The sequence below is a fragment of the Fibrobacter sp. UWR4 genome (assembly GCF_003149045.1).
Classification (GTDB): Bacteria; Fibrobacterota; Fibrobacteria; order Fibrobacterales; family Fibrobacteraceae; genus Fibrobacter.
This window is the reverse complement of sequence record NZ_QGDU01000055.1, coordinates 1-13,322: the sequence shown is the minus strand read 5'-3', so window position 1 is coordinate 13,322 and position 13,322 is coordinate 1. Positions and strand designations below refer to the sequence as shown.

The window sequence follows — 13,322 nt, the reverse complement described above, 5'->3', positions numbered from 1 at the left end:
GCTCCATCCTGCCGTCTTCCGGTGCCGTGCTGATTAGTTTGTCTGACAAGACCAACCTCTGCGACCAGGCTATCGAAGTGGGTCAACGTTTCCAGAAACACCTTCGCCTCGGCAATGTCCACGCAAGCGTGGCCGCTACACTCGGCTTACGGTGTTTTCCAGGAACTGGGCTTCAAGATCTACGCAACCGAAGGCACCGCCAAGTTCTACGAAAAGGCTGGCGTCAAGTGCGAAGTGGTGAACAAGATCGCCGAAGGCCGCCCGAACGTTCTGGATGTTATCCTGAACAAGCAGATGAACCTCATCATCAACACCCCGTGGGCTCGCCGCGACGCTGTTGCCGATGAAAGCGCCATCCGTAAGGCTGCCATCAAGTACAAGACTCCTTACATCACCACCCTGGCCGCCGCTCTCGACACCGTCAAGGGCATCGCCGCTGCCAAGGCTGGCAAGGGCGAAGTTAAATCTCTCCAGGAATACCATTCCTCCATTGAAGAGATTTAATTAGGCGTGTCATCCTGAGCGTAACGCCGTAAGGCGTGAAGTCGAAGGATCCAGAACATTAAAGATCGTAGCAATAAAATGCTGCGGTCTTTTTTGTGTATGGGAGGGGGAGGTATCCCCCTGGCTCGCACTTCGTAGCTCTCCACCCCTTCTAGCGGGTGCTCAGACGCCGCACCCGCAACGCCTGGGCTTGTGCTGGTATTCGGAAAAGTGCGACTAATTTGAAAAAGTAAAGTATTATTTTACCAATGTTGTTCGTAAAGATGTTTTTTTGAAAAGAAATTGCTTAAAACGGCGTTGTTTATGAATTTAATGTAAAATTAATTTTGCCAACAATATCTTTTTTACTTTGTTCCATTCCTTATTGTATATTACATTATTGTTTCTAAAAGGTGAGAAAAATATGACATACCCAGTTCCTTACACATGGTTTATTTCCGGTAGAATTACCTACCTTAACGGAAATCCCTTCACCACCGGAATTATAAAGGCGTTTCATGTTTGTAATGGAACGTGGCGCTATTTGGGCGAGTCTGGGTTCAATGAAGACGGTTCGTATCAAATCACCTATTCAAGTGCCAATTTCCAGAATGGTGATCCGACTATCCAGCACCCGGATGTCAAAATACAGGTATTTGACTATCAGGGGAATATCATATGGGAATCAGGGGACCTCATGGCGTTCGAAAGCCAACAGGTTTTCTCTTTTATAATTGACCAAGAACAAGAGGGCGGTTCTGGACAGTCCGGAACGCAGAATCCGGGTGGGGATAACCCAGGTGGCGATAATCCGGGCGGGGAGAATCCCCCACAAGAAATTTGGAAAATTGCGGGGACTGTTGCATACGATAATGGTCAACTTTTAACGACCGGGATAGTTAAGGCTTTTGATTATTATGGTGATTCAAACCATTATTTGAGTAGTGCTGTCATCAAAAATGATGGGACTTTTGAAATATCATATACAAAAGATTCTTTTCAAAGGGGTGATTTAGATAGAACTGCGCCTAATTTAGCTCTTTGCATATATAATCTGACGGGAAGTTTATTGCATACATTCTATGTGGATTATCCGCCAACAATGGATGAGAGTGTATCTATTGTTATTCCGCAGACAATTCCAACAACGGAAGACAACTACGTAGTCTATGGACGCGTGGTAAATCATTCTGGCCGTCCGTTGAAGGATGTTTATGTTAAGGCTGTCTGTTTAGATTTTGTGAATACGAAAAATGTACACGCTTTTATATATCATGCTTTAAACTCGACAGCTGCAATAACGGACGAGAATGGCTGTTACGAGATAGTATATTCTCCATCTTGTTTGCCGCATAATATCCAAATTCCGAGCCCTGACGACCCCAAAGACAAAATTTCCCTTTTTGCAAAATTCTATTTAAAGGAAGATGAAAATTCGTCAGTTCCAGTGGACTCTTGCCCCAAATGGAATTATTCGAACTTGGTTCTTGATGCCTCGCGTCGTCAAGAAATAAATTTCACTATTGATTCCTTATCAACAACACTGTATTCAAAATTTGACGAGTTGGAAAAAGCCCTAAAGGTTTATCTTACAGTAGTAGAAAATGAGACGAGTATTCTAAATAAAAATGGTCAACCGATTGCCTTAAAAGAAGACAAAATACAACATTTCATAGATTCCTCGTTCAAGAATGTTCTTCCGGGGTTTAGAGAGCGTCTGAATCAGGAAGATGCAATTTCATATTTCAGGGCGTACGAACTTGCTTATCGAATACAACGCTATTGCTCTGATTTGTTGGAATCGAATAAATTGTTTTTCTATGCATCTTGTTTATTTGCCTTGTGCCGAAAGGGCTTCGATAGCATTGCCAAGCTTCAGTCTGCGAATCGGCAACAAGTTCAAGATTGTCTTTTAGAAGCTGTCTCGCAATCTTTAATTACGTCCGATGAAAACGAAGGTTCTGAAACAAACATTGAATCTTTTGTTTCCTTTTGGGAAAATTTACTCGGTCGGTCAATACTTTCGGAGAAGGAAAAGGTTGATCTGGACGCTTGCGACCTTCTCTCGTTGTGGAGTGACACCCAAACATTGCCTGGTGTAATAGCAGATGGAAGTTCACCGGCAAGTCCCGAAAATGCACAATCTCCCTTAGACAATAGAGTCGAGAATTTGTTGAGGCGATTCTATGATTCTGAAGCTGATGTTGAATCTTTTCTAGAAAACGAAAATCCTTCTGCTTCGAGTTCATCAGTGAATGAACAAGAGTATCTTCGATTAAAACTTGTGTTTGACTTGAAAAATTTCTATGAAAATTTTTCTGACGGCATTGAGCAGACGTATTATACCATTGTCAGTATAGTAAATCAAGATTCGTCCGTGGAACCTTCGTTAAAGGTATTGCTCGATTTTGATGAAGAACAATGGGAACAATTGGTTGAAGATATTTCGTCAAGCTACAAGCAGAGAAGTAAGGAACAGAAGTTAGCGTTACCGGTGACCTTCCCCGGAACGACTGCAGAGGAACAAAAGTCCCTATACAAGATAAAACTGCAAAAGTTGATTACATCGTGGCTTCCGCAAGACGCCCTTCTTTCGAAATTTGCAAGGTATGATGAGCCTGAAAATCCTGAGGATTGTGATCCAGTTCTTTCTAAATGTAAAAAAATAGCAGAATTGTTGCGAACTACAAATTGGAAGGATTTTTCGCTGGACAAGATATCTTTGGATGAGTTCCTTGAAAAACGCTCATTGGTTATAGGTGCTGGGTCTGGTGTTACAAATGACGATATAAAAACGCTGCAAAGGCTGTATAGGCTGACCAAGGATTACGATTCAATAGTCTATTTGCTCAGAAATGGCTTTACTTCGGCATATCAGATTGCCCAAGAATCTGAAGAATTGTTTATTGCCAAGCACCACGATGGCCTTGAAACAATGAAAAACGCCAAGCAGATATATTGTTTGGCAGCTCAGTACACTTCCGAAGTGTCCTTACAGATGGCTAAATACTATGGTTCACTTACAGAACAAGGTGATTCGTTGCCGTCTGCGTCAAGAGGTGTTTCGCAGAATCTGTTTGCGGAATCAAGTCGGAATGTACAGAGCAATGTGGCTCCGGCAAGAGTTGAGCAACCTGTTGTTGCAAATTGGAAAAATCTATTCGGAATATTAAACAAAAACGCTGCGTTAAAGGGACAGTCAGTTTTGAGTCCTTCGGCCTATCTGATGGACTTGCTGGATTTCCTGAAGGGAGACGGATACAATCTTTTAAAGATTCGGCGCCCGGATATATGGAATCTTTTGCTGACCAAGGAGAACGCTGAAACTTCGTTGCCGACAATTGATATTGTTGTCGAATTACTTGAGTTCTTGACGGCGAGAAAATCTTTAAGACAACTAAAATATAATACGGATGCTAAAAAAAGTGATTCCGATTTACGCGCTGAACCGGAATTTGTGGGAAAAGTGGATGAGGCTTACGCAGAGTTGGTGTCCCATGTCTATCCGATGGATTTGCCGAGAAATTTCCATGCGGAAAAAATGGTTGCATTGTTAAAAAACGTTTCTCTTTCCGTAAGTGACTTAATTCAGTCTCAGAAAATTCCTGGTGATGAATATCGTTATACGACATTGAGGTTGTCTCCATCTCTGATAGAAACTTTGCGGTTGCCCAAAGACGGCGATGAGACTGATGAAAACTCATTAATTCCTGTTCATGAATTATGGGGCTTGGATAATGAAGGAAACTCTGTTCTTTGTCCTGACAAGGCTACTGTAGTTACAGGGGCTTGGGATGAGATTCTTTCTAACGCATCTATTTTCTTGAGTCGTTCAGGCTTGACTGTGAAGGACTTCCAGGAAATTCGGCTATTTTCGATATTTGAAAATGATAACGTTACGATAGAGCCGATAAACAATACATATCAGTTGGGTGATATAGGTGCGTTCCGCATAGAAAATATTTCTAAACCGTTTGCCCGAAAGATTTCCCGCTTTGTCCGTCTAAAACGCTTGCTTGGATGGAACAACGAAGATGTTTCGCTTGTTTTCGATTTGGATTTGGAAGCTATAGATCGTGTTGCCTATTTAAAGACGCTTACTTCCGCCTCTATTCGTGAAATATTGGCATGGGTGTACGACATGTCTGACGATCATTTCGACTGCGTATTTCCTGCGCCTGCCGAAAGCGAGGATAAGGAAGACAACAATGGAATTTCTACAGAGCCGGACGATGGCCAGAACGATGTAAGCGAAGAGAAGAAAAAAGAAGAGTTCCGTTGCAAACTACTTGAAAGGGCTTCTGTTTCTCTAGGTGTAAACCAGACTGACCTGTTGTATGCTTTGCGATTGGAAAATGAATCCTTCTCGGATGGTTTAAGCGACGATGATTTAAAAGAAAATCTAAAGGTGCTGTATCGGATATCTACGTTTGCAAAACGCCTTGGAATTTCTGTGCAGAAATATGAAATGTTAAGGTTCCTGCTGGGCGCAGATCTTGCAAAAGACTGGAATCTTGCAAATCTAACAGACTGTTTCCAGAATATCACAGATATCCTGAATTCTCCCTTGGATGAAGACAGCCTTATTTACTTGGCGATGCCGCTTTCCCCTGTTATAGCAAAGAAAGCGGAATCGTTTGTTGATGCTCTAAAGGAGTCCCTGCAAAAATTGTGGGAATCAGCCAAGTCCGATAAGCAGGTAGAAATCGAGCGCGATTTCCCCGATATAGAGGCGACTCCGGAATCAAGGTCGGCTTTCTACGAATGGCTTGAACAAGAAATAAACGCCTTTGCTAATTCGCAGAACATGCTTCTTCCGAACGATATACTGGAACTTTGCGAAAAAGAAAGTCTTGTGACTGACGATTTGGATGCTATAAAGACTTGGTTGCTTAGTTTGCTGGGTAGCGATTATAGTGGTGAAGTCGATGCCCTGTTCACGGCAGCAAGCCTAAACGACAACGTATGGGCGAAAGAACTTGTCAAGTTCTTAGCCTTTGCCGAAGCGGCTAGGAATGAAATCCTTGAAAAGTTGACGGCTGAATTTGGTATTAGCTGTTCTGTTTGCGAAGATCTTTTAAACAATCGTCTTGAGAGCGTCAAACAAACATCTTCTGGAGCGGCTTTATTTGACTGGTTCGGTCTTGCGGTGATTGACAACGATTCCGAGACGGGTGTCATGGCGTATGCCTTGCTGTCTAAATCGGCGTTAATCAACGGCTATACAAAGATGACGGATTATAGCAACATAGGGCTAGGAAATATATATCAATCCATCCCATTGAATTCTTTTGATGCCGACGAGGACGGGTGGGACTGGAAAAATTATCCCGCTGACGAAAATTTGTTTGCGGAATCAAATCCGTTGTCAGATTCTCTGCGCAAACTGATTCTCTGTTTTAATGTCTCCAAATGCTTCGGTTCCTCTTGGATTTATGATAAACTGTCAAAAGATTTCCTTTTAAAGAAATGGAATGTAAACGAAAGACAACTGAAGGAAATTTTGGGAATCGACGTCTATGCAGATGCGACAACCCCCAGCTTGTCAGATCCAGAAGCCTGGATGCAACTTTGCCGCTATTGGAAGGTTTACAAGAAGGCCCCCATTGATATGGCGACTCTGCAGACCTTAATTGCAGATGATTTGGTTGGAGAAGAGGCTATTGCTGATTACAGTGATGCTGTTGAGAACTTGAACAACGCGCTGCGTAATATGCGTACTCCGAGTGATTGGCAGACTTTTATTACCCCGGTAAGCGATACCCTGCGTAAGTCAAGACGGGATGCATTTGTAAGTTACATCTGCTTCCGCTCACAGAATCAAGAACTTGGAAAATTCTACTATCCTAAGAAATTCTTCGACGCTAACGACATTTATTCATACTATTTGATAGATGTCGAAATGGAACCGGACATGAGTGTTTCAAGGACTAGGCAGGCTTTGAATTCCATTCAGCAGTTTGTAAGCCGTGTGGAACTCGGTCTCGAAGGTTCCTTTGTCTTGAGCGAAGAACAGCGTAGAAATTGGGAATGGATGCAAAACTACCGTGTATGGGAAGCGAATCGCAAGATATTCCTTTATGCGGAAAACTGGATTGAATCCGATTTAAGAGATGACAAGAGTCCGTTCTTCAAGGAACTGGAAGATGAAATTCGCCAGGTAGGGAACGATCCTAAGGCAATGCATACGGCTTTAGGTAATTATCTTGAAAAAATATATGAGACCTCCGGTGTTGAAATTCTAGGAGCCTGCAAGGAAGATGGCGGTGGAGACGGAATTCTCTATACGCTTCATATTGTGGGCCGGACCAGGGGTGAACCGCATCGTTTCTTTATCCGTAAATATAAGGCCAAGGCCCTGTATTCAGGCGAATGGGAACCGTGGGAAAACTTGGATTTGGATATCAAGGCCGAAGTTGCTCTTCCTGTTCTAATGAATCAGAAGCTTTATGTCATTTGGCCTTCGCTTATGGTTAGTAAAAAAGAGGATGGTGCTGAATCTGAAGGGGCAATGCAGGTAACCAACCAAGTTGAGATTCGCATGAATTGGGCTTACCATAATGGCAACAAGTGGAGTTCTATCAAGACTACAAAAAATGTGCTTTTTGATAAGTATGAACGAGAAAGGGATGTCTATTTGGAAGATGGCGAAAAAATAGACGATCGATATCATTTCCAGGTAGAATCCGGTTCGTCAGAATACGTGCAAGTCAATGTTTTCCGTTCGTCCTTTAAAGATATATCGTACGATAATCCTGAAGAAGTCGAGGTTACGGAAGGCACGACTTTGAAGAAAAATAAAGTTGTCGTAAAACGAGACAAAGATGAACAGTCTATCCAAGAAACGGGATTCATTCAAATATGGGTCGATGGAAGGGATGTCGCGTTTACAGCTCCGAAGAAAGAATCTAGAAATGTAAATGAATTCCCTCCAAGTAATTGTTATTTGGAAAGGAATTGCTGGGTCGAAAAGGATAAGCATCTTTTCGGATACGATGGATTTGGACTCACTGCAAATAAACCGGTTTTGCAGAATACGCCGGGACTTTTCCGCGTGTTGCCCATCAATTTTGCGTTCTATTCGGGAGAGGATTTACCGTTCTTTTACATGGACGGTCAACATTCCTTCCTAGTGCACAAGGTTCCTGGGGTGAATTCGACAAAGTACCAGTTTGACCTGATATCGCATCCGCTAGTTCCTGAATTTTATAAGCGGTATCGTGATGGCGGCGATGAACTGCTATTCAATAGAGAAACCCAGGCGTTGCCTGTTTCGGACAGCTATTATTATTCCTATTCTTATTACAATTATTACTTTAGCGTTTATCTGGGATACTACATTGCCGGAGACTGGGAAGCCTGGGATTTGGGGCAGTCCCTGTTCTCGCTCAATTACAAGCCTTCGGCAAAGATGGTTGCGCGTCCGTATCCGGTTCCGATGATTGATTTTTCGTTCGGAACATCCAATGCCATTTACAACTGGGAACTTTTCTTCCATGTTCCTATGCTCCTTGCCGACAAGATGTTCCAGGAACAGAATTACGAAGAGGCTTTAAAGTGGTATAGGATGGTTTTCGACCCGCGGCTGGATTTGAGCGATTACGAAATTACAAAACGCTGGTCAAGAAAATTACCCAAGGGCTCCAGATTCTGGAGATTCCTGCCGTTCTTTGCAAACAGAAATGCCGATGATTCCATTTTGGAAACAATCAGTAAGCCTACTGAATACGATTTACTCCCGAATGTGATTTCTCTCCAGAGTCTTGTTGACAAGTGGAAACGGGATCCCTTCAATCCGCACTTGATTGCACGTTACCGCATGGCTGCTTATCAAAAATATGTCGTCATGAAGTATCTGGACAACTTGATTGCATGGGCGGACGAACTGTTTACGCAGGATACGATGGAAAGTGTCAACGAGGCAATCCAGTTGTACATCCTAGCGGCGGAAGTTCTTGGCCCTCGAAATATTGAGGCTTCGGATTGCCACATACTTGACGCCATTGATGTGAAAACGTTCCTTACGGAAAAGGAAGGTGCTATTGCGAATGTTTACAAGGATATCGAGGATGTTCTTGTCGCAATTAGAAACGAAGAACAAACTGTTACGCAAGGCAAGCCTAGCGTCAAGAGCAATACTTTGACGAATGTGTTCTCGTCTGTATTCTATTTCAGTGTTCCGAGGAACGACAAGCTTCTTGGTTACTGGGATACGGTCGCAGACAGGCTCTATAAGATACGCAACAGCTTGAACATTGACGGTGTAAAGAGAACCCTTGCCCTTTACGAACCGCCCATAGACCCGGCTTTGCTGGTGAAGGCTAAGGCTGCTGGAGTGTCCATTTCGGATGCTTTGTCCGAAAGTTCGGCCCCGCTTCCGCTGTATAGATTCCAGGTGATGTTACAGAAGGCGCTTGATGTGACGCATGAATTGCAGTCTCTGTCGAGTGCGTTCTTGTCGGCACTTGAGAAAAATGATTCCGAGACACTTTCGTTGATGCGGTCTCGTCATGAGCAGGAAATTCTTACTTTATCTAGGGAACTCAAGGACTTCCAGATAAAGGATTTTGAAACCCAGCTGGAATCTCTTGAGAAAAACAGGGAATCGACTGTCATTCGATATGAATTTTACAAAAACATCAAGAAAATATCGGATAAGGAGCAAAAGGCTCTCGATTTGCAGGATGCAGCTGTAATAACCGATACTGCCGCATCGGCTTTGAACATGGCAGCTTCGGCTTCTTCTGCTGTTCCTGATATGTATGTCGGTGGGCTTGTAAACGCCTTTGGTGGCCCACAAGTTGTGACGAAAGTTGCTGGTGGATCGAAATTGGCATCGGCGATGGGTAGTATTTCGTCATCGATGCAAATTGCTGCCAACATCATTCGTCATCAGGCGAACAAGATTCAGACTTTGGCCGGATATGAACGTCGCTATGAAGAGTGGAAACTTCAAGAAAGACTTGCTGCAAAGGAACTCGAGAATATCAACAAGCAAATCATCGCTTTGAAGATTAGAATCGAGATGACCGAAAAGGAAATTTCGAATATGGAACGCCAGATTGAGCAAATGGATGAGGTCTATGAGTTCATGACGAACCGTTTTACCAACCAGGAACTCTATTCATGGATGGTGACGCAACTTGGCCAGTTACATTCCTCTTTCTTCAAGTTGGCTGTTAAACTTGCCAAACGAGCCGAAGTATGCTATCGATTCGAATTGGGCCTTAAGGATTCCGACAAGACAGATTTCATCAAGAATAATTACTGGGATGGTCTTCGTAAGGGGCTTCTCGCTGGTGACCGTCTGTTGTTCGACTTGAGGACTATGGAATCGGCATATCAAGAAAGGAACAAACGCGAACTGGAAATCAACCGGGCTGTGCCGCTTTCTCTTATCGATGCAGAAGCTTTGATAAAACTTCAAACAGAGGGTAAGTGTGATTTCGTTTTGCCTGAGATCCTTTTCGACTTGGATTTTCCGGGACAGACATATCGCCGTATTCGTGGGGTTCAACTGGAAATACACTGCAATGCGTCTTCGGGACAGGGTGTCAATGCCAAGTTGAGCCTGCTGAGCAATAGAATACGTATAAAGCCAATAAATACATATAGCGAAGTAGATCCGACTAGCTATTTGTCCAACCGTATAGGAATTAAGACAATTGCAATTAGCCAAGCGGAAGCTTATGCAGGTGTGTTCAATTTTGATTTCCGTGACGAACGATATCTCCCATTTGAGGGGGCCGGAGTTGATTCTTCTTGGAGACTTGAATTGCCCACAAATTTCCATCAGTTTGACTATGAATCTATTTCCGACGTCATCTTGCATGTAAGCTATACGGCAAGAAATGGTGCGGAACCTTCTGGTTGCAAAAACTTAATTGCTAAAGCTTGGAATGTGAAAAAATCTGCAATTCGCCTTAGTGCGATTGATTCCGGAGCGTTGGAGCGATTGCGCAACGGAGAAGAGGTTTCGATAAACTTCATAAAGGAGCATTTCCCTGCCATTGCAAGAGATGAAGGCTTTCTTAAGGGATTGTCAGTTTATTGTCGGTTCAAAGAAGGTATGGAAGCCGAGTTGAAGTTGAATACTCAGTCTAGCACCATTAGTGGAATCAAATCGCCGGGATTTAGTCAGGAAGAGAAACAAATGGAGCTGTGGGCTGATTCTTCGGATACCATTCGCGTAACTGATGGATATTCTATTGCAATCAAAGTAGCCGATGGTTCTACACCTGCAAATATTGAAGACTTGATATTTGTACATAAATATGCGCTTGCAAAGAGCGTCGATGAGGAGCCTAATAATGGGAAAGAAAATTCTTTTTTGGCCAGATGTCTATAAAGAACAAGGTCACTGGCTTCCGACTTTTGTCTGGGCTAAAGAATTACTTCAGGAAGAACCCGAAGGCTCTTACGAAGTTTCTTATATGGGCATTCCAGATTGCAAATCGCTTGTCGGATGGTTTAATAAAGATATTCAATACCATGAAATCTTCAATAAGCTATACCCTTTGGGATATACGGACTTTAGCCACACGACTCCCCAGGGACGTTGGAAACCGGAACACGTATTGCGCATCATAAATGGCGAACTAGACGATATTTTTACAGGAAACAATAAACCTGATGTTCTTGTTTCTGGATATTTTACATCCTTGGAAAGTCTGATTATTCATTACAAGTATGGAGTAAAGGTCGTCATCTCGACCACGTATCTGCGACATCCCGAGAATGATCCTGCCATGCGTGCTGTACAAAATTTGATGGCGTATCCAGATTCAGTGAAACAGAGTATCATCAAACTATTCATTAACGAAGATATTTACAGTACAAATCAGCCGAGACGTGAAGAGTTGATGGACGAATTTGTAGCTCCGTTGACGACATTCAACGAACTGATTCCATGCCCTAAAGAATTTGACTATCAACATTATGTACATGGTGATTTAGTTCACTATGTAGAACCGTGCATGACGCCTCTTTTGGATGATGAGACCAACGATAATAATCTTGGCCAAGATAATCAGACAAATGATGAAAATCAAAATGAGGATGATCCGGCTGATGCTGTAAAACAATACTGGGATGATTTTTTTGACGAAAGAGAACAAAATAACCAAAAAATCATTTTTGCGACGGCGGGTTCGCAAATTCTTGATTATGGCAAGAAAGCGGAGCACATGTTCGATGAACTAATCAGGATGATGGACGCTCCGCAAATGAAAAATTGCCATCTGCTCCTTTCTGTTGGTGAGAAATTGTTGCGTACAAGAGATTGGAGTGAAATAAAAAATAAAAACGTGACTGTAAAAGGTTGGGTTCCTCAGCGTTTTATATTGTCTTCTGGAAAAGTGCATTGTGCATTTATACACGGAGGCTTGGCGACAATCAAGGAGTGTATTTATTTCGGTGTTCCGTTTGTTATAGCGCCTATGGGAAAAGACCAGCTAGATAACGCTCTCCGATTACGTGAAAACGGGATTGACAATATGCTTGATGTCGAAACGAGCCGTTCTGATTCTTATCTATATAGTATAAATAAGGTAAGGACTGATTTCCGCATAAAAAACAATTTGGCAAGATTACAGAATATTTTCGTGGAATCCGAAGGACGGCACGAAGGCGTAAGCATAATCAAGTCGGTGGCAAATTCTACGATTTAATAAGGCGTTATATAGCGTATGGCGGAACAGCAGAAAGGCAGCGAGTCGAAGGATAGTCAGGACAAGTCTTGGTTCCTGAGCGGTCCCGTGCTGAGCACGGGCCGTGGCGGCGGTGCGCTGCGCGGGACCAAGGGCGAGTTCAACTGCGACGCCCATACCGGCAGCGCTAAGCTTTCCATACCGTTGCCGTTCACACCCGACCGCGAAGGCGCGACCCCGCCCGTGTCGCTGTCGTACGATTCCGGGAATGGAAACGGGGCGTTCGGCCTTGGCTGGAATCTGGGCAGCCCGCGCATAGAGCGTTCCACTTCACGCAGGCTCCCGCTGTACATGGATTCCGAGGATTCGGACGTGTTTACGCTTTCCGGGGCCGACCTTGTCTGCGTCGCCGAGGAAAAACGCGGAACGACAACGGTACGCCATTACCGCCTGCAATCCGAATCGCAGTTCTCCCGCATCGAATTCAGGAAGGAATCAAGCGGTGAAACAAGCTTCTGCGTATTCGGTTCCGACGGGAGCCAGTCCACATATGGCGACTCCGCGGAATCGCGCATCGAAGACCCGCAATATCCCGGGCATGTGTTTGCCTACCTGATCAGTCGCAGCGAGGATGCGCTGGGCAACGTCGTGCGCTACCGCTACTGCGGGGACGGCGCGAACCGCCATCTGCTGCAGGTCCTCTACGGGAACAGGGTTTCCCGAACTACAAGCACGTCGCCAGACGATTTCCATCTAGGCCTCCTGTTTGCGTATGCAGAACGTGACGACGTCTATGTGAACCGCAAGCCCGGTTTCGACGTGCGCTGCTCGCTCCGGTGCGAATCCGTCTCGATGTATCACGGCTTCGGTTCTGCCTCGCTCTTTTCCGATGGGAACAAGGTCCGGTCGCTTTCTTTCCGGTACATAGCCGGATGCGGCGGGGTCTCGCTTCTGGAGAAGGTCGTCGAGAGCGGGCATCGTGTACTGGCCGACGGGGCTCCCGCTTCGGAAAGCCTGCCACCCATGACGTTCAGCTATTTCCCGTTCGCGCTCGGCAGGGAATGGAGCGAGTTCGACCGCGGCTCGGTAAGCGACATCCCCGGCGGCTTCACGTCCGCCGAATGGGTTGACCTCTACGGCGAGGGCATCGCCGGCCTGCTCATGGACTGCGGCGGCAAATGGTACTTTAAG

Annotated in this window: 4 protein-coding genes; all 4 read left to right on the top strand. The window is 44.5% G+C overall.

Going from position 1 to position 13,322, the window contains the following annotated elements; translation table 11 throughout:
• The first annotated feature begins 114 nt into the window (after nucleotides 1–114).
• Nucleotides 115–504 (top strand): hypothetical protein, encoded by a 390-nt coding sequence (locus BGX12_RS14490; RefSeq protein WP_233246416.1) that lies wholly within the window; start codon nucleotides 115–117, stop codon nucleotides 502–504.
• Between the two features lie 349 nt (nucleotides 505–853).
• Nucleotides 854–10,831 (top strand): neuraminidase-like domain-containing protein, encoded by a 9,978-nt coding sequence (locus BGX12_RS14485; protein WP_233246415.1) that lies wholly within the window; start codon nucleotides 854–856, stop codon nucleotides 10,829–10,831.
• A complete protein-coding gene (locus BGX12_RS14480) occupies nucleotides 10,794–12,152 on the top strand; it encodes a hypothetical protein (protein WP_109736748.1) in 1,359 nt (452 codons plus the stop codon). Before BGX12_RS14485 ends, BGX12_RS14480 begins: the two co-directional genes overlap by 38 nt.
• Before the next feature lie 18 nt (nucleotides 12,153–12,170).
• On the top strand, nucleotides 12,171–13,322 hold a 1,152-nt coding region (locus BGX12_RS14475), incomplete at its 3' end, for a SpvB/TcaC N-terminal domain-containing protein (RefSeq protein WP_304529327.1).

Coding starts and splice junctions, on each gene's coding strand:
- BGX12_RS14490 (WP_233246416.1), top strand. CDS start 115: ATGTCCACGCAAGCGTGGCCGCTACACTCGGCTTACGGTGTTTTCCAG.
- BGX12_RS14480 (WP_109736748.1), top strand. CDS start 10,794: ATGGGAAAGAAAATTCTTTTTTGGCCAGATGTCTATAAAGAACAAGGT.